The following is a 23,807-nucleotide window of genomic DNA, read 5'->3' on the forward strand; positions in this document are numbered from 1 at the left end:
GCAACGACCATGGACCCGGGAGCAGCGATGCGAGCCGTTGTGCACAGCGAGTTGGGGAACGCCGACGTACTGCGAGTGACCGATCTCGAGGTGCCCGCGCCGGGGCCCGGGGAGGTGCGGGTGCGGATCGCGGTCTCGGGGGTGAACCCAACCGACTGGAAGTCGCGCAGCGGGGCGTACGGCGACACGGAGATCCCGCTGTCGGTGCCGAACCAGGACGGCGCCGGGGTGATCGACGCGGTTGGCTCGGACGTGTCTGGGCCGGCTGTGGGTGACCGGGTCTGGGTGACTCTGGCGGCGTACCAGCGACCTGCGAGCGGAACCGCTCAGGAGTACACCGTCGTTCCCGCCTCGCGTGTGTTCCCGCTGCCTGATGGTGCGTCCTTCGACATCGGCGCGAGCGTCGGTGTCCCCGCGATCACCGCGCACCGCGCGCTCACCGTCGCCGAGGACGGCCCGTCCCGCCTGGCGCCCGGCGCGCTCGACGGCCGGACCGTGCTGGTCGCCGGAGGCGCGGGCGCGGTCGGCCACGCGGCCGTGCAGCTCGCCCGCTGGGCCGGCGCGACCGTCATCGCGACGGTGAGCGGCGACGCCAAGGCGGCGTACGCGACGGCCGCCGGTGCGCACCACACGGTCAACTACCGCGACGCCGATGCCGCGGACCAAATCCGCGCGATCGCTCCCGACGGCGTCGACGTGATCGTCGAGGTCGCCGCAGGCAGCAACAGCGACCTCGATCTCGCCGTACTGCGGCCGCGCGGCACGATCGCGATCTACGCCAACGACGGCGGGCAGCCGTTCGCGCTGGACATCCGGCAGAACATGAACCTCAACGCGCGCTACCAGTTCGTCCTGCTCTACTCGGCCGGCTGGGACAAGCTGACCACCGCGGCCCAGGACGTCACCGCGGCGATCGGCGCCGGCGCCCTCCCCGTGGGCGAGGACGCCGGACTGCCGCTGCTCTCGTACTCCCTGGATCAGACCGGCGACGCCCACCGTGCCGTCGAATCAGGTGCCGTGGGCAAGGTTCTGATCCAGGTGGCCGACCTCTAGTCCTGGTCGATCAGCTCCCAGCGCCGCCGCGGCCAGAACTTGACCGCGAGCACCGCAAGCACTGCGCCGACCAGTACTCCCGGCAGCGCCCAGCGCCACCCGGTGAACGCGTTGGTGGATGTGGTGGCAGCAGCCGCCACATCCTCCGCGACAGCGACCTCGGGCGTCGCACCGTCGGTCGCCTTCTCCGAGGTCATCCCCAGCTGAGCCAGCGCCGACAGCAACGCCCCGCTGTCAGCCGCTGGATGCCAGACCGGCTTGTCCGGCAACGTCCCGCCGTTCCGGCTCTCGAACGTCGCCACCCACGGGCCGCCCTCCGCGCCAGTGTAGATCAGATCGAGCCGCCAGACCGACATGTCGTGGATCAACCAGGTCGCCCGCACCACCGGCCCGTGCCCCTCGGCCTTCCAGCCCGGATGGTCCTTGAACGAGGTCCCGATCCCCTGCATGAGCATGGCGTAGTTCGGATCCTGGTAGTCCTCGTCGGCCACAGCTGGGGCGGCCTGCTCTCCCAGCTCGTCACCTGGCAACGCCCCGACCTGCTGAAGGGCCTGGTCCTCCTCGACCCGTCCCACGAGGCCCTGTGGTCCGACTCCCTCACTCCCGAGGAATTCGCCGAGGCCTCCCGCCACCCCACCCCCTCAGACCCCCGCGCCGCCGCCATCCTCCCCGCCGCCCAGGACCTGGCCACCCAAACCGCCGAGACCGCCAACGAGCCCCTCCTGCGCGACGCCTACCTCTCGTACGTCGAGACCGACGCCCAGCTCTTCACCATCCTCGACGAGATCCCGATGATCCTCGACCACCTCCCCGCCATCGCCCACCACCGCGCCTCCGCAACCTGGCCCGACATCCCCATCACCCTCTTCACCGCCATGAAGGGCCGCCCACAAGCCTTCGTCGAACCAGTCCTCGTGGTTCAAGAAGCTTTGGCCGCCGCGGCCAACGCCCACCACACCGTCGTCCCCGACGCCGGGCACTACATCCACGTCGACCGCCCCGACCTGGTGATCCGAGCCGTCCGCGGCACCCGGTAACCCCGTTGCGCCATCGCGCAGCTCTGCGACGATGCCACGGTGCCGAAGACCTTCACCAAGCGTCGTGAGCCGGCCGCGCCGGGCTCGATCCCCGACCGCCTGCAGATGTTCACCCGCGAGGTCCGCTTCTACCGCGAGCTCGGCTCAGCCGTCGGCGTCCGCGTCCCGGCCTGCTTCCTCGCCGAGGAGCACCACGGCGCGACTCACCTCGAGCTCGAAGACCTCTCCGACTGGCGCCTCGGCGCCGACCCCGTTGAAGCGGCGCGGCTGCTCGCCGGCCTGCACAGGCGCTGGGAAGGCCGTGCCTTCACCGAATGGCCGTGGCTGGCTCAGGACGACGTCTCCGACCTTGTCGACACCCTCTTCACCGAAACCTGGACCACCGCGCGCAACAGGCCCGACCTGACGCCGGCCGTCCGCGCCCTGGGCGACGACCTCGTGGGTCAGGTCCCCGCCGCCGAACAACGTGCCGCGTCCGCCGGACCACCCACCCTCGTTCACGGCGACGCCTCGGCGCGCAACATGCGCACGTCGTACGACGGCGAGATCGCCTTCCTCGACTGGGAGGACCGACGGATCGGCTGCTGACCAGCGCCGTTGTCCACAAGGAATTCGATCCACGCGAAAACGGTCCGTACGACGTACTAAGGTCGTGGTCGTGCCTGATCTCGACGAGTCGTTCCTTGCCCTGCCGCGCCACGAGCTGGCCGGTGCCGCCCTGCAACGTGCCAAGGATCTCGGCGCGAGTTTCGCGGAGTTCCGGCTGGAGCGGATCCGGTCGGAGTCGATCTCGCTGCGCGACGGCGCGCTGGAGAACGCGCGCGACGACGAGGACCTCGGGCTGGCCGTGCGCGTCATCCACGACGGGACGTGGGGGTTCGCCGCCGCCGTCGCGCTGACCACCGACAGCGCGGTCGCCGTCGCCGAGCAGGCGGTGAACCTGGCGCAGGTCTCGCGGCCGATCAACACCGAGCCGATCGAGCTGGCCGAGGAGCCGGTGTACGACGACGTCACCTGGGTGTCGTCGTACGAGATCGACCCGTTCAGCGTGCCGCGGGCGGAGAAGGTCGCGCTGCTCGCCGACTACAGCCGCCGGCTGCTCGAGGCCGACGGCGTCACGCACGTCACCGCGCACGTCGCGTCCGTGCACGAGTGCAAGTTCTACGCGAACTCCGAAGGTACGTCGTACACGCAGCAACGCGTCCGGATCGGTCCCTCGATCCAGGCCGTCTCGGTCGACCCCGAGTCGGGCCGCTTCGACACGATGACGACCTGCGCACCCCCGGCCGGTCGCGGCTGGGAGTACATGACCGGCACCGGCTGGGACTGGGACGGCGAGCTCGCCCGGATGCCCGGCTGGCTGGCCGACAAGATGGTTGCCCCGAGCGTCGAACCGGGCCGGTACGACGTGGTCGTCGACCCGACGAACCTCTGGCTGACCATCCACGAGTCGATCGGCCACGCCACCGAGCTCGACCGCGCGCTCGGCTACGAGGCGAACTACGCAGGCACCAGCTTCGCGACCCTCGACCAGCTCGGCACGCTGAAGTACGGCTCGCCGGTCATGCACGTCACCGGCGACCGCACCGCCGAGCACGGCCTGTCGACCGTCGGGTACGACGACGAGGGCGTCGCCGGTCAGCAGTGGGACCTGGTCAAGGACGGCATCCTCGTCGGGTACCAGGTCGACCGCCGGATGGCGAAGGTCAACGAGGACGTGCTCGGCACACCACGCTCCAACGGCTGTGCGTACGCCGACTCCTCCGGGCACATCCCGATCCAGCGGATGGCGAACGTCTCGCTGCAGCCCGCGCCCGACGGCCCCTCGACCGAGGAGCTGATCAGCCGGGTGCAGAACGGGATCTACATCGTCGGCGACAAGTCCTGGTCGATCGACATGCAGCGCTACAACTTCCAGTTCACCGGGCAGCGGTTCTTCAAGATCACCGACGGCAAGCTCGACGGCCAGCTCCGCGACGTCGCGTACCAGGCGACCACCACCGAGTTCTGGGGTTCGATGGAGGCGGTCGGTGGCCCACAGACGTACCTGCTCGGCGGCGCGCTGAACTGCGGCAAGGCGCAGCCGTCCCAGTCCGGCGCGGTGACCCACGGCTGCCCGTCCGCCCTGTTCCGCGACGTCAACATCCTCAACACCACGCAGGAGGCCGGCCGGTGACGACCGCCATTCAGCTCACCCCGCAGGACACCGTCGAGCAGGCCCTCGACCTGGCGGCCGCCGCGGGAGCCGAGGGCTGTGTCGTCCTCGTCGCCGAGACCTCGAGCGCGAACCTGCGCTGGGCGAACAACACCCTGACCACGAACGGCGCGATGCGCGGCAGCAGCGTCACAGTGATCGCGACCGTCGGCGCGGGCGAAGGGACTGCGGTCGGCATCGTCAGCCGCTCGTCGGTGACGTCGGAGTCGCTGCGCGAGATCGTCGAGGCCGCGGTCGCGACCGCCCGCGAGGCCGAACCGGCCGAGGACGCCCGCCCACTCGTCGACGGCACCGTCGGCCCCGGCTGGGACGACGAGGCCGACGAGACGTCGGTCGGCGTGTACGAGAAGTTCGCGCCCGCACTCGGCGAGGTCCTGGCCCGCGCCGGCCGCGAAGGCCGCTGGCTCTACGGCTTCGCCGACCACGAGGTCGTCACCCTGTACGCCGGTTCGTCCGCCGGCCTGCGCCTGCGGCACTCGCTCCCCCGCGGTTTCGTCAGCGCCACCGGCAAGTCCGGCGACCTGTCCCAGTCCGCCTGGGCCGGCGCCGCGACCCGCGACTTCACCGACATCGACCCGCTCTCCCTCGACGCCGAACTGACCCGCCGCCTCGGCTGGGCCCAGCGCACCGTCTCGGTCGACGCCGGCCGCCACCCCACGATCCTCCCGCCCGCCGCGGTGGCCGACCTCACGACGTACCTGTTCTGGACGCTGGACGGCCGAGACGCCGCCGACGGCAACAGCCCATTCTCCAAGCCTGGCGGCGGTTCCCGAGTCGGCGAGACCCTGTCACCGCACCCGGTGAACCTCCGCTCCGACCCGCACCTCCCAGGCCTGGAGACGTTCCCCTTCGCCGTAGCCCGCTCCTCCGGCGGCGCCTCAAGCGTCTTCGACAACGGCCTAACTCTCACCGCGACGGACTGGATCCGCTCCGGCAAACTCGAAAACCTCATGCAAAGCCGCTTCACCGCGTCCTTGGCAGGAACGTCGGCGGCCACCCCCGCCATCGACAACTACATCCTCTCCGTAGACGGCGCCACCGGCTCGGTCGACGACCTCGTCGCCGGCATGGACAACGGCCTCCTCCTCACCTGCCTCTGGTACATCCGAGTCGTAGACCCCCAAACCCTCCTCGTCACCGGCCTCACCCGCGACGGCGTCTACCAGGTCGAGAACGGCGAAGTCACCGCCGCCGTCAACAACTTCCGCTTCAACGAAAGCCCCATCGACCTCCTCACCCGCTTCACCCAAGCCGGCGCCACCGTCCCCTCCTTCTCCCGAGAATGGGGCGACGACTTCTCCCGCACCGCCACCCCACCCCTCCTCATCCCCGACTTCAACATGTCCACCCCCAGCCAGGCGAACTGACCCCAACACGAGCAAGAGGCGCACCGGCCAAGGGGCCGGTGCGCCGAGTGAGGAACTGGCTGGAGTTGAGGACGTACACGGAGCGCTCGCCGGGCGCCCGTCAGAAAACTCAGGCTGGCTTGGCCTGGGTTACTCTCCACAGCTTGCGGCGGCCCTCGTCGTACAGGTCCGCGCCGCCGAGTTCCCACTGGTCGGCGAGGTCGTTGATCAGGGTCGGGTCGAAGAAGCGGGCGGCGAAGCCGTCCTTGGAGTACAGGCCGTCGCCTACCTCGGGGGACTTGGCGTAGCAGGGGTCTTCGGTGGACCAGACCGAGTAGACGAACAGGCCGCCGGGGCGCAGCACGCGGCGGATTTCGTTGAGCAGGGAGCGGAGCTCGGTGCGGGTGAAGGCCATGTTGAGGAGCAGGTTCGCGTAGACGGCGTTGACCGTCGCATCCGCGGGCGGCAAGGGGTCCCGTACGTCGTGCAGCGCCGCGGTCACTCGGTCGTCGAGGCCGTCACGCTGTGCGTCCAGCCGGAGCTGGTGGAGGGCTGACTCGCTGAAGTCGGTCGCGTGCACGCTGAAACCCTGGCGGGCCAGGTACAGCGCGTCGCGGCCGTGGCCGGCGCCGAGTTCGAGGACGTCGTCGATGCCCGCGGCACCGAAGAGTCGCACCGTCCACCGGGCCAGCGCCGACGGCTCCGGCCCGTGCAGGCGCGGCTTGTCGTCGTACGCGCGCTGCCACCTGTCCTGCTGAGCCCTCGCGAGCTCCTGCTCAGTCTTCATGTTGCTCCCCGTGTTCGCCGTGCCGGTCGGGAGGACCAGCAGACCGCTGCAGCCTACGCGACATCTCCCGGCCCGTCTCCCCGCGGCCGTCCTTGCCGACTGCAACGACTCCACCGAAATTTTGTTGCCATTAGCAAGCACCAGCCACCGCCCGCCCACCAGCACAGCGGAACGCGCCACCAGGTCCGGACATACCAACCGGTCCCGCTACGCGCCGTCATCAGACCTGTGAGCCGGTTGGTATCCAACTGAGTCCTCACCGCGCCACACAGACGGCCTCAGCGAGTGAGCCGCTGCCCCACCACGCCGAAACGAACACTCCGGTACGCCGCGCGCCCCCGCCGCGCCCTTCCCATACTGGAGGTGAACCACGATGAAGCCGGGGGGCGAATGGCCAACCGCGATGATCCGGACTCATCCGACGCCGTCGTACTGACGCATGCGCTGAGGGCGCTCCGAATGCGGGCCGGCGTGGTTCTGGCCAGGCTCGAGGACACCAAGAACGAGGACGTCGCCTCCCTCCTCAACCTCCCCGTCGTCCGCGCCCACGCGGAGCGCCAGGAGATCGGCCGGCCCGACGCGGCGCTCCAGATCATTGCCCAGGCCGTGCGCGACACCACGAACGCGACCCACCGGATCGTCGCGGACGCCGTACTGGGTCTCGGTGTGCTCGCCGACGTCTACGCCCAGCACGGCCTCGACGACAAGGTGATCCAGTCGCTGCGTGCGGGCGCCGTCGGCCGTCGCCGCGCGACCCTGCTCGCCAACTGGCGCCGTCTCCACGACGCGATGGGCGAGCCGTCCATCGAGCCGCCGAGCGACCGAACGTTGCGCGGCAGCACCGAACCCGAGGTCCTCCGTCAGCTCGCCCGCCGCCTGATCCAGCCCGGCCCGGTCTCCCCTACCGCCGGCCCGCTGTCCAGTGCGAGCGACCCCGATCCACCTCCGACCGCTCCCGCGGGCCGTGTTCTCGTGGTCGGCGGCGCGGTGATGGACGCGATCTTCCGCACCCGGATGATCCCGCAGCACGAGACCTCCGTCCCCGCGCACGACTTCACCCTCACCCCCGGCGGCAAGGGCGTCACCCAGGCGATCGCCGCAGCGCGCCTCGGCCTGAAGGTGTCGCTCGTCGCCGCGGTCGCCGACGACCCGTTCGGCCACGAGATCGTCCAGCACCTGCGCGCGGAGAACGTGGACACGTCGCTGCTGAAGATCGTCCGTGGAGCCCGTACGCCGATGACCGGCGTCTTCGAGCTCTCGCTCGGCGACAGCATCGCGGCGGTGTGGCGCAACGAGAAGGAGATCAGCCTGACCGTCCGCGACGTCGACCTGCTCGGCCGGCAGATCGCGGAGTGCGACGCGCTGCTGCTCACCTTCGAGGTCCCGCGCGAAACGGTCCAGCGCACCCTGAGCCTGGCGCACTCGAACGAAGCGCACCCGATCATCATCGTCACCCCCGGCCAGCCGCACACCGACGGCCGCATCTCCCGCCCGGCGCTCGCCCAGATCGACTACCTGGTCGCGCACGCCTGGGAGCTGGAGCGCTACCGCCCGACCGACCAGGACCGCTTCGACGCCGACCGCCTCGGCGAGCACTTCCTGGACGCCGGCGTCGGCACCCTCTGCCTGCTCGGCAACGGCGGCGGCCTGATCTACTCCCGCACCGCCCCGACGATCGACCGCCTCCCGACGGTCTCCCGCTCCCCCTTCAAAGAGGTCTCGATCACCCGCGACGCCTTCTGCGCCGCCCTGGCCGCCAAACTCATCGACGACGGCCCCACCCTCACCGCCGCCATCGCCCGCTGGGTCACCGCCGCGATGGCCTGCGCCGCCGAGGACTTCTCCCTGGCCACCACGATGCCCGACCGCGACCGCATCAACCGCAAGCTCCGCGAGGCCCAGAACTTCTGAGCGTAAGACGGGCGCACGCCGCCGCGCGGCTGCCTGGGGACGCCGCCGCTGCCTTTTGGCAACCGGCGCGCCGTTTTGGCAACGCGAACGCCCCCGGGTTGCCAGAAAAGAGGTCTCCGGTCGCCGATTTGGCTATGTCCGGACCTGTGGCCGATGCCAAAGAAAGTGCATTGACACCCATTTGCCATGCGCTTCACTGATAGCAATCAATCGAAGCGGTGAAGGGACCCAATCTAGCGCACACCGCGAAGTTTGCAAGTCCGGAGATCGAAAGTGAGGGGCCGAGATGACCGAGAACAGCGCCCTCGTACTCATCGTGATGCTGACCATCGCTGTCGCTCTGTACAGGTTCTGGAAGCAGATCATCGGGATCCTGGTGATCTCGATCGTGATCGGCTTCGGCTACGGCGTGTACAGCTTCGCCGTCGCGATGACCAACTGACCGACCGCATCACGATCGCCGCGAGCGAGGCCTTCACCGACGATGCTGAATGCCCCGCTTTCCCTGACCAGCAAGGCCTTACGAGCGCCGGCGGACCAGCCGGCGCTCGTTCGGATCGACCGCCTCGGTGCCGCCACGGACCCGGCAGCACCAGATCATCGAGTCGGCGAGCTTGGCCCGGCTCTGCTCGACCGGTACGCCGTACCGGGCGCGCACCTCGGCCAGGCTCTGCGTCCCGTACCGCAGCCGCAATTGGCGCGGGCTGATCGCGACGCCGTCGACGTACAGATAAGGTCGCGGCCGCACCGACAACCAGTGCTGCCAGTTCGCCGCGCGATAACTCGACCCGGTGAATCCGAGATTCCGGTCGACCACCGTGGTGAGCAGGTCCGCCGTGGATTCCATGCGCGACAATTCCTTGCGTACTCCGGCCAGCAGTGTCGAAATGGCATTCTTCGGCGCGACGTCGAACGAGTAGACCCGGGACACGTCCCACATCCGCTCCGCCGGTACGCCGAACTGCCGGCTCAACTGCTTGCCGACCACCGCCCAGTCCATCGGCGACACACTGCACAACGACACCGGCCGCCGGTGGATCGGATCGACCAGCGCGAAGTTCCGCGACCCCGGCCGCGCGCTGCGCAGGTAGTGCAGCGACCCGAAGATCGCGTCGGCGTCCTCGGTCGCGCACTCGACGAACCGCAGCACGCTCAGCGGGTACGCCTCGGTCGGCACCAGCTCGGGAATCCTGGCCTGGTCGGCCCGCAGCCCGACCGCCGCGTTCCGCAGCTCCGCCTCGAGATCGCGCCGCCGGATCCGCCCGCTGTACGCCGCCACGCGGGGCAGCTGCAGCAGCGTCCGTACGCCGAGCGCCCGCGCCTCGACGCCGTGCCGCGCGGCCGCGGCGGCGACCAGGCCGGCGAAGTGCTCGTCACCCACCCGGCACAGCTCGAGCGTGAGTGGGACCCGGGCCGATTCCCGGAGGGCAGGAACTTCTGCCCCGATGGCAAGGGCGCTCATCCGGCCGCCTCCTGTCGTGCACGGTGCCCGAGGGCACGCTGAGAAGGATGGTACCTGGGGCAGCCCGCCCGGAATCGTGGCGAGCTGCGCCCGGCCCTGCGACTAGGACCGGGGGGATCGTCGTTCGGTTCCCTCGTACCGAGGGTGAGTTCAGCCGGCCGCGGTCTTGCTGAGCTCGGCCTTCAGGAGGTCGAGCCGCTTCTGGACCAGGTCGCTGCTCAGCTCGATCGGGTCGAGCCGCGAGATGTGGGCGTTGTAGAAGACGCCGAGACGTTCGAGCAGCTCGTCGTGCGGCCAGCAGAGCACTTCGTAGTTCCGCAGCGTCTCGACCTGGTCGCCGGTGAAGTCGATGACCCAGCGCTGCTCGAACGGACCGTCCACGACCTCGACCCAGCAGTGCGAGGTCAGCACCTGCTCCGATTCATGCGTCACGGTGCCGTAGCAGTAGGAAAGCTGCGACCCGTCGACGCGCTCAAGCAACTGTTCGATCAGCCACGCGGAGGTGACCCCGCACTGCCCGCGCGACGGCCGCGCGTCCTCCGCCGGAGCGTCCAGCGGGCCGCTGTACATCGTGTCCGCGTTCCATGCCTTGAGCAAACGCTTGCGATACTTGCCGAGATCATCGGCCCAGCTGGGCAGCTGCCGGAACGGCTGCAGAAGAGCAAGGGCTCGATCGACCCCGGGGTGCGGCACTGGACGTCCTTTGTGAGCAAGTGGCTGGCACGTCGTTCTCTGCGCAATCGCGACAGCGGCCAGCCCGGTTCTCGGACTGCCCCCAGCAAGAACGCCCCCTGCGTCCGGCATGCGATCGGCGCCGGACGATTACAAGGACATCTTGCCTGTGAATCGGGCGATTGTCGCCCTCTTCCGGCAGCCTGCGTTCGGTCACGCAAGCCACAGGAATAGTAACGATAAGTCACCCGAAACGTCACTGCCTCACCGGTGAAATCGGCGTCGCGTCGTGGAGCGGATTCTTAAGGGTTCCTGTCTTAGGAATCGGAGGCCGGGTGTCCAAGTCAGCGTAGCCGAGGGTCAGGCGGTAGCCGTTCAGCGGGTAGCGGGTGAAGGTTTCGCCCGTGAGCGCCGTGGCGGTGATCCGGTCGGCGAGGTGGGGGTTTTCGTTGGCGTAGCGGTCGAGTTCGCCGCGGACCAGGCCCCAGAGGTCGACAGTCGGGACGAGGCGCGAGAGCGGGTTGAGGACGCCGAGGAAGAGGGCGTCGACCAGATATTGGCGCAGGACGTTCCAGGGCTTTCGGGGCAGGACTCGATCGTGGGAGTCCGGTTCCGCGCCGCGCGCGGGGATGGGGTCGGTGGAGAGGTTGACGTCATCGACGAGGTCCTTGACGACCAGGCGGGACGGGAGGCCGGAGGGGTCGCAGATGATGGCGAGGTTCTCGCCGTGGGGGTTGACGGTGATGCCGTAGTGGTGGAGGAGGTGGAGCAGCGGCCGGAGGATCGTGGAGAGGAGGTGGCTGATCCAGACCTCGGGGGTGGCGCCGGAGCGTTGGATGTACGACGCGACCAGCGGTTCGCCGGCGGAGTCGATGTGAAGGACGGCGGCGAGGGGCCAGGCTGTTTCATCCGAACGAAGGCGGGGATCCAGGGGGTCGCGCCAGATGCAGCCGAGGGTTTCGGTCCACTGGTACGGGATGCCGGGTGCGGCATTGAGTTGCGGGTGCCGGACGGTGACCGAGGCGACCTCGCCGAGGAGCTCAGCGCCCAGCACCTGCAGGGTTTCGTCGCGGTACCAGAGGCCGCGGAGCCACTGGGTCACCATGGGAGCGGCGAGCGTGCAGTGGACGGGGATGCCCCGGTAGACCGAGGTGTTGAGGATCTTCAAGGGCAGCTTGACCTGGTAGCGCAGCGGAGACGAGAGGTTGACCATCGTGCGGATCGACTGCGTCGGCAGGTAGTCGTCCGGTCCCTCCCCCAGGACGACGATCTCGCCGGTGGCCAGTTCACGGGACCACTGGGTGCGGACGACGTGGTCCAGCTGCCAGGGGTGGACCGGGAGCCAGACGTACGAGTCCGGGTCGACCAGCTGATTCCGGAACGCCTCCAGCGCCTCCGGTCCGAGCTCGCGGCCGACCACTGCGTGCTCCGAGAGGTCAGGAGTCCCCCTGAACTCCGCCAGGCCTCGCCGTACCGCCAGCCAGACCAGGCGGAGCGGCGTACGGGCTTCTGGGGTGTAGCGATCGCTGTCGGAGGCTGAGAAGCCCTGGCGGCCCTTGTTGGCGACCAAGATCGGGTGCCCGGTCAGGTGGCCTTCCAGGTGCGTGTGGTGAAGCTCCACGAGCTCAGCCGATTCCACAGCAGTAGAAGCCATCCGTACGTCGGCAGCGAGCGTGCTCGACAGCTCAGCCGTGTAGCCCGCCAGCGTCGGCCCGTCCAACCCCAGTACGCCGGCAGCATCCAGCAGGAACTGCAGCGGGTCGCTGGCCGGTTCGCTCTCGTCGTTGCCGAGGATGCCGGCTGTGGTCCGCTGCACCGAGCCAGGCGTCACCCGGTACGTCGCGAACGGCCCCTCCTCGTACGCGAACGTGTAGGCGACACCACCAAGCTCCAGCCGCCGGTCGACAGGCGTCAGCAGAGCCTCGCTGCAGAACTGGGAGATCAGCTTCGCCAGGAGCTCCGACGAGCAGCGCGTCCAGCTCATGCGGGCTGGGCGAAGCTGGTGAAGGCGGTGGACTTCTGCAGCCGGAAGACCTCGTGCCCGGCGACCGTGTTCAGGATCGTCGCATTGCGCACGGCCCCGATCCCGAGGTCAGGCGCTGCGACGCCATGGCTGTGCAGATCGGCGTTGGACACGAACATCCTCTCCAGGCCGCGGACGCTGTGGTCCCGGTTGATCGCCCACCGACCAGCAGCGTCCCGCTGGACCAGGGACTCGACAGACGGCTGCAGGAACTCCAGCGCTCGATTGCGATACCCAGTAGCGGCGACAACCACGTCACACGTGTGTTGGAAGGTCCGGCCGCTGTCAGCGTGCTCCAGTGTCAGCACAACCCCGTCCGGCCCGTCCACAGCAGCAGTGACCGCCACACCGCACTGCAGCTCAGCAGCGACGTCCTGCGAGTACAGGAGGTCGTGGATCTGGTCCAGCGTCTCCGACGAGATTCCCTTGTAGTGCCGCCACTGCTCCTTCACCAGCCGGTCCCGCACTGGCTCGTCGAGCGAGTGGAAGTAGTCCACGTACGACGGCGTGGTCATCTCCAGCACCAGTTTCGAGTAGTCCAGCGGCGCGAACGACGCCGTACGGGTCAGCCAGCTCACGGCCGGTCCGGCAGAGCGCAGCAAGTCCAGCGTGCACTCAGCACCCGACTGCCCCGACCCCACGACAGCTACCCGTCCAGCGCCCAGCAACTGCTCCCGCCGGTACAGGTAGTCGCCGGAGTGCAGCAGCCGCGTGGCAGGCAGGTCAGCCAAGGCAGCCGGCACAGACGGCTCAGTACCAACGCCCAGCACCAGGTGCCGAGCCACCATGACCTCATCACCGGCAACAACAGTGAAGTTCGACCCGTCCCACTCCACCGACGTCACCTCGCGCCCGAAGTGCAGCGAGTCCAGCTGCGCCGCGCACCAGCGCAGGTAGGACTCGTACTCCCGCCGGGTCGGGTGGAACTGCTCCCGCACGTAGAACTGGTACAGCCGATCGTTGTCCCCCAGGTACGACAGGAACGACAGCCGGTGCGCCGGCTCGACCAGGCTGACCAGGTCGGCCAGGAACGAGACCTGCAGCATCGCGTCGTCGAACATCAGCCCGCGGTGCCAGGTGAACTCCGGCCGGCTGTCCAGTACGGCGACCCGCAGGTCGAGCCCGTCGGCCAGCGCGGCCAGGCCTAAGTTGAACGGCCCGGCGCCGATCGCGATCACGTCGTAGCTCATCTATTCCTCCACAGTCCTGGTGCGGACCATCAGTAGTGCGGTCTTCTCGGGCAGCTGTAGCTCCCCGGACGGCTCGAACCCGGCTGCGGCGAACGCCCGCAGCGAGGGGGTGTTGCGGACATCCGGCTCAGCCACGACCCGCGAGCAGCGGGGATCGGCCCGCAGCACCGCGTCGGCGAGCGCACGCAGCAGGCGCCGCCCGATCCCCCGGCCGACCTGGGCGACGTCGCCGATGGCGACGTGCAGCCCCCAGTCGTGCTCGCGCCAGGCGTAGTACTCGGCGAGCCGGTCGTGCCGGACGCGGTACAGCTCGACGTACGCGAACGCAGCACCCTGAAGCGCGACCAGGCAGGGCACCGAGTGCTCCCCCGCCGCCTGCTCGTCCAGCACCTGGGCCCAGCGCTCCACGGACCAGTCCGACTCCCACCACGGCAAGATGTGCGGCTGCGCCATCCACAAGGCAATGAGGGCCGCGTCGGACGCCGCAGCGGGGCGGAGGTCGAAGCCGTCGTCGAGGTGCAGCACCGGCGCGACCTCGCACCTCATCGAGCCGCGCCCAGCCGCAGGGGGTTCGGGATCTCCAGGTAGACCGACTGGTTGTCGAGCGGCGCGACCACCTCGTCGATGCCCTTCAACCGGGTCAGCATGTTCGCCTTGCAGGGCAGCTGGTCGGCGCTGAGCCAGCGCTGGGCCAGCCGGTCGCCGTCAGGCCCTGCAGCCTTCAGCGACGGCAGCGCCTCCGACAGCCGATCCCGTACGACGTCCAGCAGCGCCCGCTCGTCCGCTACTCCGTCAACGCCCAGTGCGCCCACTACGGCGAGCGCCTGGTTGTGCAGCAGGTAGTAGGTCAGCCGGTCGTCCACGATCGCGTCCTCGACCACAGCCAGCGTGGAGTCGCTCTCACCGGTCACCGCGAGCAGTCCCTCCAGGTACGACGACGCCAGGTAGTACCCCTGGTTGTCGCGGTACGCGCCACCGATGACCCGGCCGGCGTCGTCCAGCCGGACCAGTGTGTTCTGCTGGTGCGCCTCCAGGCCGATACCGGTCTCGGCGTACAGGCAGAGCATCGGGACGAGCACCTGGTCGACGTACGACGCCACCCACGCGCCCGGGTCCTCCACTACGCCGGGGAGCGCGCCGAGCCGGCTACCGCCACCCAAGCGCGGCGCGACGAGCCCGGCGAGACAGGCGTAGCTGTCGACGTCAGCAGGTACCTCGCGGACCGCTACGTCGAGCCCGGTGAGCGTCGGCCTGCCCTCGTCGAGTGCCACCCACGCTGGGTCGCGCACGATCGAGAAGCCGGGGTGCTGCGTCGCCGTACCGGCGTTGTACGCCGCGTCGAGCAGGCGGTTGATCTCCAGGCCGCGGCGCAGCTCTGTCGGCGTCGACTCGCGGCGGGAGTTGGTGATCCGCAGCCCGAGCGACAGCTTCAGCATCACCGGCAGGTCGGGGTGGTAGACCGTGCGGAGGCTGGAGGTCGGGTACCACTGCGCACCGAGCGGTCCGAGCGGCCGGACTCGGCCGGCGCGGATCAGCTCGGCTACGCGCGGGCGCTGCGCGACAGAAGCTGCCTGCCACGGGTGCGCCGGCACCAGCGCGCTACCTGCGGCCGGCGTCGTACCGGCCAGTGCTGCCATCAGCTGCAGGGCATCCAGTCCCTGGAGCGACGGCGCACCGGCCACCTGGTCCGAGGAGACCAGCTCCTGGTCGACCTCGAACCAGTGCACAGCGAAGCGGCCGCCGAGCTCAGGCGAGTACGCCGCCAGGTCGGCGCCGCTCAGTCCGTCGCGGCTCTTGGGAGCGGGGTGCAGCTGGTGGCCCACGAGCAGGGCCTGCTCGTGGGCGAGGAAGCGGCCGGGATCGGGCGCCGCGGGCCCGGCGAAGAAGGTTGCGACGTTGCGGACGGACTCGGCTGTACGCGCCGCCAAGTCGTCCACCTCGGAGGGGTCAGCATCAACAGCCAGCAGCCGCACCAACTGCTCCGGCAACGGCGCCTCTCCATTGACCGCCACATCCGCGAACAGATGAAGTCCAGTCGGAGAGGCGTGCAGCACCTGCGCGGTGACCTCGGCATCACCAACCGGGAAGCTGAGCGGGCCAGGAGCAACCTCTACCCCAGCCTCCCGCGTGTAGCACCGCAGGATCGCGTTCAGATGGGCGTCCACTGCCGCTTGCGTCGTGGGGGTCACGCTGCTCCTTCGCCGCCGGCCGACCGGACTTCGTGGCCGGTGGCCACGACCAGGTCGAGCAGTTCCTCGATGTCCGACGCGGTGGCGTTCGGGTTCAGCAGCGTCAACTTCAACGCGACCGCCGCCGGGCGGTCGCCACCGCCGGGGATCCTGGTCCGGCCGATCAGCACCCGTCCCGACGTCAGCAACCGGCGCCGGACCTCACCCTGGAGCGCGTCCACGCCGGCCGCGTCCAGCCCCCGCCCGGCGACCCGGAACAACACCGTGGTCAGGGTCACCGGCGCCAGCAGCTCGAGGTTGCTGTCGGCAACGACCCTGGCCGCGGCGGCGTGCGCGAGCTCGTGGCAGGTGTCGAGCATCTTGCCCAGTCCGGCCCGGCCGTAAGCGGTCAAAGTCGTGGCGACTTTCACAGCGTCGGGGCGGCGCGTGGTCTGTAAACTTCGCCCGAGCAGGCCGTCCAGCCCGGAGTCGATGTCGTCGGCCGGGTTGAGGTAGTCGACCGAGCGGCCGAGCGCGGAGAAGCGATCCCGGTCCGCGACCAGCAGCATGCTCGTCGCCGCGGGCTGCCAGCCGATCTTGTGCAGGTCGAGCGTCACCGAGTCCGCCGCCGGCAGCTCCGCGAGCAGCGGCGCCAGCCGGTCCGAGAACAACGCCCCGAACCCGTACGCCGCGTCCGCGTGCACCCAGGCGCCGTACGGGCGGGCCAGCTCAGCGATCCCCTCGATCGGGTCGATCGTGCCGTAGTCCGTCGTACCGGCCGTGGCGACAACGGCGATCGGAGTCCGACCGGGCACGGCCAGCTCGTCAGCCAGTACGTCGAGGCGCAAGCGGAAGTCACCGTCGGTCGGGATCGCGATCACCGCGTCCTCCCCCAGCCCGAGCGCGGCGCAGGCCCGCTGGATCGAGAAGTGCGCCAGCTCGGAGCACAGCACGACCGGCCGCCGCATCCCGTACACGCCGTCCCGCCGTACGTCGAGACCTGCTGCCGCGGCCGCGTTGTCGCGCGCGATCAGCATCGCGAGCAGGTTGGAGATCGACCCGCCCGGCGTCAGTACGCCGTCAGCCGCCGGACCGAAACCGGCCATCGCCGCCAGCGCCCGCACCACCCACTGCTCGATCGCCAGCGTCGCCGGACCGGAGTCGTAGGTGTCCATCGAGGCGTTGCTCGCCGACGCGAGCCGGTCGGCGTCGACCGCGACCTGCAGCACCGGCGGCTGCAGGTGCGCCGCGGCGTGCGGATGGCTGAGGTCGATGCCGTCGCGGTCGAGCAGACCGGCGATCAGGTCCAGCGCCGCCGACTCACCGACACCGGTCGACGGCACCCGCGGCTCACCGAGGACCGCGCCGGTCCGCCGTAACACGTCCGCCGGCCGACCGGCCGGCAACGGCCCGCGGTCCCGATCCACTACCGTGGAAGCCAACGGCCACTTCGACACGGGCAGCTCGACCGGCGACGGCGCGAGGCCCACTTGCTGCAACATCCAGCGACTCCAGGAAAAGTTGTTGAGTAAGGCAACCCTTACTTAGGTAGCCCTAACCTACTTCTCCTGCAGGTGATGTCAATTCACCGCCCGTACGGCGCGCGGGTCAGGACGAAGGTAGCGATGTTGAGCTCGTCGACGCCACCGTCAGCGCCGCGCACGACCCGCAGTTTCTCGCCCGCGAAGTAGCCGTCGCGTCCCTGGTACAGATCGGCACCGAGCGGCGAGAACCGGCAGGTGAGAGCCCCCGTCAGTTGGAGGATGCACCCGCTCACCGACATCGTCACCGGTGTGTTGCCCCAGTACCAGTGGCCGAGCAGCTCCTCGCCCTGCGGCAGCTCCGGCTCCGGCACCCACTCCGGCGGCAGCCACGGCTCGTGCGTCACCAGCGTGCGCATCAGGTCGAGCGGCACCGACGAGCACTTCCCGTACGTCGCGTTCGCGAGCGCGACCGCGCCCATCCGCCGCGCACGATCGACGAACAGCCCTGCGACGAACCCCGGCATCGACCCGGTGTGGCCGACGAACAAGAACGGATCGTCGGCCTGCAACCGCAGCCCCAACCCGTACGCCGCGTTCAGCGCCTCGCGCGGATCGGCCGACGCCGGCGTCGCCATCTCCTCGACGCTCTCCCGCCGCAGCACCTCGGGCACCGGGTCGATCCAGAAGTTCGCGTACGCCGCCAGGTCCTCGATCGTGCTCCACAGCTGCCCGGCCGGCGCCATCGCGCCCGCGTCGTACGCCGGCTCCGGCGCCAGCCGCCCGCTGAACGGGTGCACCGAGAAGCCTTCAGCCGCCGGAGCTTCCGGGAAGTACGTCGTCCGGCGCATCCCCAGCGGCAGCAGGATCCGCTCGCGTACTAGGTCGAACCAGGACTCGCCGCGCAGCCGCGCGACGATCTCGCCGAGCAGCCCGTAGCCGAGGTTGGAGTAGTGGTAGCGCTGGTCCGGCGCACCGGCCGCCTGCGACTCGTCCATCGCCGCGGCCAGCGCCTCGAACGAGACGCCCGGATTGCGCTCCCACCACGGCCCCTCAGGCTCGGCGTTCATACCGCCGGAGTGCGACAGCAGGTGCCGCAGCGTTCGGTCGCCGAACGCGATCCCCGGCAGATGCTTGCCCACGGCATCGTTCAGCGCGAGCAGCCCGTCGTCGCGGCACTGCAGCACCAGGATCGCGGTCAGCGTCTTGGTGATCGAGCCGATCCGGTACTGCCGCTCCGGACCGGGCAGTTCACCGCCGGCCCCGGCGAACTGCCCGCGCGACCCGGTCCACACCAGCGCCCCGTCGCGCACCACGCCCGCGGTGATCGACGGCAGCTTCCACTCACTCTGGGCCGCCGCCACCTCGGCGTACAGGGCGGCGGCGGTCTCAGGGCGAACGGTCACTCAAAGGCCTCCGGGGAAGGGCACGAGCAGATCAGGTTGCGGTCGCCGTACGCGCCGTCGATGCGGCGCACCGGCGGCCAGTACTTCGTGGTCCGGTCGACCGACTGCGGGAAGGCGGCCTCCTCGCGGGTGTAGGCGTGCTCCCACTTGTCGTTGATCACCGCGGACGCCGTGTGCGGCGCGTTGACCAGCGGGTTGTCGTCGGCCGGCCACTCCCCCGCCGCGACCCGGTCGACCTCGTGCTTGATCGCGATCATCGCGTCGATGAAGCGGTCCAGCTCGCCCAGGTCCTCGGACTCGGTCGGCTCGACCATCAGCGTGCCCGGCACCGGGAACGACATCGTCGGCGCGTGGAAGCCGTAGTCGATCAGCCGCTTCGCGACGTCGTCGACGGTGACACCGGTCTCCTTGGTCATCGGCCGCAGGTCCAGGATGCACTCGTGCGCGACCAGGCCGTTCTCGCCGGTGTAGAGCACCGGGAACGCGTTCTCGAGGCGCTTGGCGACGTAGTTCGCGGTGAGCACCGCGGCCTTGGTCGCCGACGTCAGGCCCTCGGCGCCCATCATCCGGATGTAGGCCCAGGAGATCGCCAGCACGCCGGCCGAGCCGAACGGCGCCGCCGAGATCGGGCCGACACCGGACTCCGGACCGGCCTGGTCGAGCAGCGGGTGGTTCGGCAGGTACGGCGCCAGGTGCGCCGCGACCGCGACCGGACCGACGCCCGGGCCGCCACCGCCGTGCGGGATGCAGAAGGTCTTGTGCAGGTTCAGGTGCGAGACGTCGCCGCCGAACTCGCCGGGCTTGGCCAGGCCGAGCAGGGCGTTCAGGTTCGCGCCGTCGACGTACACCTGGCCGCCGTTGTCGTGGACGATCCGGCAGACCTCGGTGACGCTCTCCTCGTACACGCCGTGCGTGGACGGGTAGGTGATCATGATCGCGGCCAGCTTGTCGGCGTGCTCAGAAGCCTTGCTGCGCAGGTCTTCCAGGTCGATGGTGCCGTCGTCGTTGCCCTTGACAACCACGACCTTCATCCCGGCCATCACCGCGGAGGCCGCGTTGGTGCCGTGCGCGCTGGACGGGATGAGGCAGACGTTGCGGTCCTCGTTGCCCTGGGCCCGGTGGTAGCCGCGGATCGCCAGCAGGCCGGCCAGCTCGCCCTGCGACCCGGCGTTCGGCTGGATCGAGACCTTCGCGTACCCGGTGACCTCGGCCAGCCAGCGCTCGAGCTGACCGATCAGCGTCACGTACCCGGCGGCGTCCTCGATCGGCGCGAACGGGTGCAGGTCGGCGAACTCGGGCCAGGTGACCGCTTCCATCTCGGTGGTCGCGTTCAGCTTCATCGTGCAGGAGCCGAGCGGGATCATGCCGCGGTCGAGCGCGTAGTCGTAGTCCGACAGCTTGCGCAGGTAGCGCAGCATCGCGGTCTCGGACCGGTGCGTGTTGAAGACCGGGTGGGTCAGGTAGTCCGACGTCCGGGCCACGGCCTCGGACAGGTTCCCGCCACCGAGCGTCGCGTCGTACCGGACGCCGAACGAACGGCAGACCCGCCCGAGCGCGGCGGCGTCGGTCTTCTCGTCGCAGGAGATCCCGACGTGGTCGGCGTCGACCAGGCGCAGCCAGATCCCGTTCTGCCGGGCGGTGTCGACGACGTCGGCGGCGCGACCGGGGACGCGGGCCAGGACGGTGTCGAAGAACTGGTCGTGCACGACCTCGACGCCACCGGCGCGCAGCGACGCAGCCAGGCTGTCGGCGTTCGCGTGGACGCGCTCGGCGATCGCCTTCAGGCCGTCCGGGCCGTGGTAGACGGCGTACATGGACGCGACGACGGCGAGCAGGACCTGCGCCGTACAGATGTTGGACGTCGCCTTCTCGCGACGGATGTGCTGCTCACGGGTCTGCAGAGCCAGCCGGTACGCCGGTGCGCCATCCGCGTCGACGGAGACGCCGACGAGGCGACCGGGCAACGACCGCTCGAGACCGGCCCGGACCGACATGAAGCCGGCGTGCGGACCGCCGTAGAACAAGGGAACTCCGAAGCGCTGCGAGGACCCGACGACGATGTCGGCACCGGCCTCACCCGGTGCCTCCAGCAACGTCAGCGCGAGCAGGTCGGAGGCGACGGCAACGAGCGTCTCGCGCTCGTGGGCCGCGGTGACCAACGGCTTCAGGTCGCGGACGACGCCGCCGGAGCCCGGGTACTGGACCAGGAAGCCGAAGAAGTCGCCCTCGGGCAGACCGTCGGTGGTGTCGGCGACGACGACCTCGATCCCGAGCGCCTCGGCGCGGGTCTCGACGACCGCGATCGTCTGCGCGAAGCAGTCGGCGTCGACCAGGAAGCGGTTGCTCTTGGACTTGCGGTTCGACCGGTGCGCCAGCGTCATCGCCTCGGCGGCCGCGGTGCCCTCGTCGAGCAGCGACGCGTTCGCGGTCGGCAGGCCGGTCAGGTCCGACACGACGGTCTGGAAGTTCAGCAGCGCCTCCAGCCGGCCCTGCGAGATCTCCGGCTGGTACGGCGTGTACGCCGTGTACCAGGCCGGGTTCTCGACCAGGCGGCGGACGATCACCGACGGGGTGAAGGTGCCGTAGTAGCCCTGGCCGATCATCGAGGTGGCGACGTTGTTGCGGCCGGCCAGCCGCCGGAGCTCGGTCAGCGCGTCGACCTCCGAGGCCGGCTCGGGCAGCCGGAGCGGCTCGGCCGAGCGGATCGAGGCCGGGACCGCGGCGTCGACCAGCGCGTCGACGTCGGCGTACCCGAGGGTCTGCACCATCCGGGCCACCTCGTCGGCCCGCGGACCGATGTGGCGGTCGGCGAAGGTTGCTGAGATTTCAGTCATCAAGAGGCTCCGTTGCTGGCTGTCGCTTCCGGTGGCCTCCCCCTCTGTCACGCACGGCAGCACGCTTCAGAGTCGCCTGACGCACCCGGTCCATGGGCCTGAGAGGTTCCGGGGAGGAATTGCCCCTTCGGCGCCCGTCGTACGGGTCTCTCCCGAGTGCGGTGAACAGCTAGAGAGCAGCGTACCTCAGCCGGTCATCCGGGCGCGGCGACGGGCAGCGAGCTCGTCGTTCGCGTGCGGGCCGGACTCCTCGTCGTGGCCGTCGGCACGCTCGGTCGGCAGCTCCGACAGCGAGCCCTCGACCTCCCGCCAGACGCCACCGAGCGCGATCCCGAAGACCCCCTGGCCGCCGGCCAGCAGGTCGATCACCTCGTCCGGCGAGGTGCACATGTAGACCGAGGCGCCGTCGCTCATCAGCGTGATCTGGGTCAGGTCGTCGATCCCGCGCTTGCTCAGGTGGGCGATCGCGGTCCGGATCTGCTGCAGCGAGATGCCGGCGTCGAGCAGGCGCTTGATCACCTTGAGCAGCAGCACGTCGCGGAAACCGTACAGCCGCTGGGTGCCGGAGCCGGTGGCCGGGCGGACCGACGGCGAGACCAGGCCGGTACGGGCCCAGTAGTCGAGCTGACGGTACGTGATCCCCGCGGCGGCGCAGGCGGTCGGGCCACGGAAGCCGACATCCTCCGGCATCGGGCGCAGGTCGTCGTCGAAGAGCAGGCCCTGAACCCCCGCTGCGGCGGCCGCGTCGGCGCGTGCTTCGGACGCCTGCTGCGCCGTCAGATCAGTGTCGCCGGTGCGTGTCACGCCTGAGCCTCCCTGGGTACCGACTGGAACGGACTACATCCGTGGAGTTACAACTCCTCACAACTCCTTCAAGGTAAGCCGCCGACTTGACCCGGTCAACGACAACCGCTCCGAGCCGAAAGCGTGTCGCGACTCCGGGCCGAATTGTTACCAACCCGGCCTTGTACCAGAGACACCAAATTTGCGGGTCCCGTGCGGCCTCGGGAGCCGCCTCAGGACTTGTCGAAGTCCTCCGGGGAGACCTGGTCGAGGAACTCGCGGAAGCGCTCCACTTCCTCTTCCTCCTCCACCTCGTCGGCCTCGTCGTTCTCACTCTCCGGAACCGGTACGCCGGCCTCGGCGAGGATCTCCTCGCTGCAGAACACCGGCGTCCCGGTGCGCAGCGCGAGCGCGATCGAGTCCGACGGGCGGGCCGAGATCTCGGTCTTGTCGTCGAAGACCAGGATCGCCTCGAACACCCCGTCGGTCAGGTTCACGATCCGGACCTGGGTCAGGGTGTGACCCAGGACACGGATCACCTCGGCGAAGATGTCGTGGGTGAGCGGCCGCGGCGGCTCCATCCCCTGCTGCGCGAACGCGATCGCGCTGGCCTCGGCCGCACCGATCCAGATCGGCAGGTACCGCTCACCGCCGACCTCCCGGAGCAGCACGATCGGCTGACTCGAGGGCATCTCGACCCGGACTCCGATTACGTCGACTTCGCGCACACCCTCAGCCTACTCCGCGACGCCGACACAAGCTGGCCGACGTACGGTCAACGGCTGAGCCGCGACCTGACGAGTGCGGCGTGCAGTCGTACGGCGAGGGCTGCCAGCTCCTGGGTCTTGTCATCGCGGCGAGGCCCGGCGACCTGTTCGATCAGCCCGACCTCGCGGTCGGCCGCCGTCCGGAACGGGCGCAGGTGCCGCGGCTCCACGCCGTACCGGCCGAACTCGGCGGCGGCCTTCGCGACCAGGATCGCGTCGCCGTCGTAGTGGTTGCCGCGAGCCACCACCAGCTGATGGCTCTCCAGCTGCTCCAGCAACTCAACCGAGATCCCCGCGGCCACCCGCAGCTCCTCGCGCGTCAGCTTCAACTCGGTGCGGTCGGCACCGAAGTCCTCCGCCACCGGCAACCCGGCCGGCTCGACCGCCGCCGGCGCCGCCGGGCGCCCACCGGGTGTCGGCCGCAACCCGCGGTCCATCGCGCCGAGGTGTTCCTTGATCACCTTCAGCGGCAGGTACTGGTCGCGCTGCGCGGTCAGGACGTAGCGCAGCCGCTCGATGTCGGCCGCGCTGAACTTGCGGTACCCGGACGCGGTCCGGGCCGGCGTCACCAGTCCCTCGGCCTCGAGGAAGCGGAGCTTGGAGATGGTGACGTCGGCGAACTCGGCCTGCAGGACCTGCAGCACCGCTCCGATGCTGCTTCCTCCGGCGTCA

21 protein-coding genes and 1 riboswitch are annotated in these 23,807 nt (G+C 69.8%); of the genes, 7 read left to right on the forward strand and 14 right to left on the reverse strand.

From position 1 onward, the window contains the following. Positions 1-27 precede the first annotated feature (27 nt). Complete coding sequence (locus tag AB0M01_RS29510; RefSeq protein ID WP_363675204.1) at positions 28-1,053, forward strand: NADPH:quinone reductase; 1,026 nt, start codon at positions 28-30, stop codon at positions 1,051-1,053. On the opposite strand, the gene AB0M01_RS29515 is transcribed toward AB0M01_RS29510, so the two are convergent. Then, complete coding sequence (locus tag AB0M01_RS29515) at positions 1,050-1,502, reverse strand: hypothetical protein (RefSeq protein WP_363675206.1); 453 nt, start codon at positions 1,500-1,502, stop codon at positions 1,050-1,052. The two genes, AB0M01_RS29510 and AB0M01_RS29515, sit on opposite strands and share 4 nt — an antisense overlap. On the opposite strand from AB0M01_RS29515, the gene AB0M01_RS29520 reads away from it, so the two are divergent. From AB0M01_RS29520 to AB0M01_RS29535, 4 genes are all read left to right on the forward strand, one after another. Beyond that, on the forward strand, positions 1,446-2,090 hold the full coding sequence (locus AB0M01_RS29520) for an alpha/beta hydrolase (RefSeq protein ID WP_363675208.1): 645 nt from the start codon (positions 1,446-1,448) through the stop codon (positions 2,088-2,090). The two genes, AB0M01_RS29515 and AB0M01_RS29520, sit on opposite strands and share 57 nt — an antisense overlap. A gap of 39 nt (positions 2,091-2,129) precedes the next feature. Continuing rightward, on the forward strand, positions 2,130-2,678 hold the full coding sequence (locus AB0M01_RS29525) for a phosphotransferase (protein ID WP_363675211.1): 549 nt from the start codon (positions 2,130-2,132) through the stop codon (positions 2,676-2,678). A gap of 70 nt (positions 2,679-2,748) precedes the next feature. Then, the gene (locus AB0M01_RS29530) at positions 2,749-4,266 is read left to right on the forward strand and encodes a TldD/PmbA family protein (protein ID WP_363675213.1); all 1,518 of its coding nucleotides are present in this window, start codon (positions 2,749-2,751) and stop codon (positions 4,264-4,266) included. Beyond that, complete coding sequence (locus AB0M01_RS29535; RefSeq protein WP_363675215.1) at positions 4,263-5,672, forward strand: metallopeptidase TldD-related protein; 1,410 nt, start codon at positions 4,263-4,265, stop codon at positions 5,670-5,672. Before AB0M01_RS29530 ends, AB0M01_RS29535 begins: the two co-directional genes overlap by 4 nt. A gap of 109 nt (positions 5,673-5,781) precedes the next feature. Here AB0M01_RS29535 and AB0M01_RS29540 read toward each other — a convergent pair whose 3' ends face one another. Then, positions 5,782-6,438 carry a class I SAM-dependent methyltransferase gene (locus AB0M01_RS29540; protein ID WP_363675217.1) on the reverse strand — a complete coding sequence of 219 codons (657 nt, stop codon included), beginning with the start codon at positions 6,436-6,438 and terminating at the stop codon, positions 5,782-5,784. 390 nt (positions 6,439-6,828) lie between these two features. Between AB0M01_RS29540 and AB0M01_RS29545 the strand changes: the two genes are divergently transcribed. Both AB0M01_RS29545 and AB0M01_RS29550 read left to right on the forward strand, forming a co-directional pair. Then, positions 6,829-8,349 (forward strand): PfkB family carbohydrate kinase, encoded by a 1,521-nt coding sequence (locus AB0M01_RS29545; protein WP_363675219.1) that lies wholly within the window; start codon positions 6,829-6,831, stop codon positions 8,347-8,349. 286 nt (positions 8,350-8,635) lie between these two features. Then, on the forward strand, positions 8,636-8,791 hold the full coding sequence (locus AB0M01_RS29550; RefSeq protein ID WP_363675221.1) for a hypothetical protein: 156 nt from the start codon (positions 8,636-8,638) through the stop codon (positions 8,789-8,791). Positions 8,792-8,869: 78 nt separating this feature from the next. Here AB0M01_RS29550 and AB0M01_RS29555 read toward each other — a convergent pair whose 3' ends face one another. The 12 genes from AB0M01_RS29555 to AB0M01_RS29610 form a co-directional block, all read right to left on the reverse strand. Then, complete coding sequence (locus tag AB0M01_RS29555; RefSeq protein WP_363675223.1) at positions 8,870-9,811, reverse strand: hypothetical protein; 942 nt, start codon at positions 9,809-9,811, stop codon at positions 8,870-8,872. Between the two features lie 150 nt (positions 9,812-9,961). Continuing rightward, positions 9,962-10,504: a hypothetical protein gene (locus tag AB0M01_RS29560; RefSeq protein WP_363675225.1), complete on the reverse strand. Its 543-nt coding sequence runs from the start codon at positions 10,502-10,504 to the stop codon at positions 9,962-9,964. 235 nt (positions 10,505-10,739) lie between these two features. Then, a complete protein-coding gene (locus AB0M01_RS29565) occupies positions 10,740-12,467 on the reverse strand; it encodes an IucA/IucC family protein (RefSeq protein WP_363675227.1) in 1,728 nt (575 codons plus the stop codon). Continuing rightward, positions 12,464-13,696 (reverse strand): SidA/IucD/PvdA family monooxygenase, encoded by a 1,233-nt coding sequence (locus AB0M01_RS29570; protein WP_363675229.1) that lies wholly within the window; start codon positions 13,694-13,696, stop codon positions 12,464-12,466. Before AB0M01_RS29570 ends, AB0M01_RS29565 begins: the two co-directional genes overlap by 4 nt. Continuing rightward, entirely contained in the window at positions 13,697-14,242 is a 546-nt protein-coding gene (locus AB0M01_RS29575) for a GNAT family N-acetyltransferase (RefSeq protein ID WP_363675231.1), read from the reverse strand. After that, entirely contained in the window at positions 14,239-15,885 is a 1,647-nt protein-coding gene (locus tag AB0M01_RS29580) for an IucA/IucC family protein (RefSeq protein WP_363675233.1), read from the reverse strand. Before AB0M01_RS29580 ends, AB0M01_RS29575 begins: the two co-directional genes overlap by 4 nt. Next, positions 15,882-17,366: a pyridoxal-dependent decarboxylase gene (locus tag AB0M01_RS29585; protein WP_363675235.1), complete on the reverse strand. Its 1,485-nt coding sequence runs from the start codon at positions 17,364-17,366 to the stop codon at positions 15,882-15,884. Before AB0M01_RS29585 ends, AB0M01_RS29580 begins: the two co-directional genes overlap by 4 nt. Positions 17,367-17,449: 83 nt before the next feature. Further along, positions 17,450-18,751 carry a serine hydrolase domain-containing protein gene (locus tag AB0M01_RS29590; protein WP_363675236.1) on the reverse strand — a complete coding sequence of 434 codons (1,302 nt, stop codon included), beginning with the start codon at positions 18,749-18,751 and terminating at the stop codon, positions 17,450-17,452. Continuing rightward, positions 18,748-21,585: an aminomethyl-transferring glycine dehydrogenase gene (gene gcvP / locus AB0M01_RS29595; protein ID WP_363675237.1), complete on the reverse strand. Its 2,838-nt coding sequence runs from the start codon at positions 21,583-21,585 to the stop codon at positions 18,748-18,750. Before gcvP ends, AB0M01_RS29590 begins: the two co-directional genes overlap by 4 nt. A gap of 76 nt (positions 21,586-21,661) precedes the next feature. Further along, a riboswitch (glycine riboswitch) is annotated at positions 21,662-21,750 on the reverse strand. Positions 21,751-21,771: 21 nt separating this feature from the next. Next, on the reverse strand, positions 21,772-22,275 hold the full coding sequence (locus AB0M01_RS29600; protein ID WP_363675506.1) for a MerR family transcriptional regulator: 504 nt from the start codon (positions 22,273-22,275) through the stop codon (positions 21,772-21,774). Positions 22,276-22,601: 326 nt separating this feature from the next. Next, positions 22,602-23,096, reverse strand: a complete 495-nt coding sequence (locus AB0M01_RS29605) for a bifunctional nuclease family protein (protein ID WP_363675239.1) — start codon at positions 23,094-23,096, stop codon at positions 22,602-22,604. 47 nt (positions 23,097-23,143) lie between these two features. After that, the gene (locus AB0M01_RS29610; protein WP_363675241.1) at positions 23,144-23,779 is read right to left on the reverse strand and encodes a MerR family transcriptional regulator; all 636 of its coding nucleotides are present in this window, start codon (positions 23,777-23,779) and stop codon (positions 23,144-23,146) included. Between the last annotated feature and the right edge of the window lie 28 nt (positions 23,780-23,807).

It is taken from the genome of Kribbella sp. NPDC051770 (genome assembly GCF_040681455.1).
GTDB lineage: Bacteria > Actinomycetota > Actinomycetes > Propionibacteriales > Kribbellaceae > Kribbella.

What these genes read in the sequence shown, in the direction of transcription:
- AB0M01_RS29575 (WP_363675231.1), bottom strand. Translation starts at nt 14,242, where the DNA reads ATGAGGTGCGAGGTCGCGCCGGTGCTGCACCTCGACGACGGCTTCGAC.
- gcvP (WP_363675237.1), bottom strand. Translation starts at nt 21,585, where the DNA reads ATGACTGAAATCTCAGCAACCTTCGCCGACCGCCACATCGGTCCGCGG.
- AB0M01_RS29600 (WP_363675506.1), bottom strand. Translation starts at nt 22,275, where the DNA reads ATGCCGGAGGATGTCGGCTTCCGTGGCCCGACCGCCTGCGCCGCCGCG.
- AB0M01_RS29540 (WP_363675217.1), bottom strand. Translation starts at nt 6,438, where the DNA reads ATGAAGACTGAGCAGGAGCTCGCGAGGGCTCAGCAGGACAGGTGGCAG.
- AB0M01_RS29570 (WP_363675229.1), bottom strand. Translation starts at nt 13,696, where the DNA reads ATGAGCTACGACGTGATCGCGATCGGCGCCGGGCCGTTCAACTTAGGC.
- AB0M01_RS29515 (WP_363675206.1), bottom strand. Translation starts at nt 1,502, where the DNA reads ATGCAGGGGATCGGGACCTCGTTCAAGGACCATCCGGGCTGGAAGGCC.
- AB0M01_RS29585 (WP_363675235.1), bottom strand. Translation starts at nt 17,366, where the DNA reads ATGTTGCAGCAAGTGGGCCTCGCGCCGTCGCCGGTCGAGCTGCCCGTG.
- AB0M01_RS29545 (WP_363675219.1), top strand. Translation starts at nt 6,829, where the DNA reads ATGGCCAACCGCGATGATCCGGACTCATCCGACGCCGTCGTACTGACG.
- AB0M01_RS29565 (WP_363675227.1), bottom strand. Translation starts at nt 12,467, where the DNA reads ATGAGCTGGACGCGCTGCTCGTCGGAGCTCCTGGCGAAGCTGATCTCC.
- AB0M01_RS29555 (WP_363675223.1), bottom strand. Translation starts at nt 9,811, where the DNA reads ATGAGCGCCCTTGCCATCGGGGCAGAAGTTCCTGCCCTCCGGGAATCG.
- AB0M01_RS29510 (WP_363675204.1), top strand. Translation starts at nt 28, where the DNA reads ATGCGAGCCGTTGTGCACAGCGAGTTGGGGAACGCCGACGTACTGCGA.
- AB0M01_RS29550 (WP_363675221.1), top strand. Translation starts at nt 8,636, where the DNA reads ATGACCGAGAACAGCGCCCTCGTACTCATCGTGATGCTGACCATCGCT.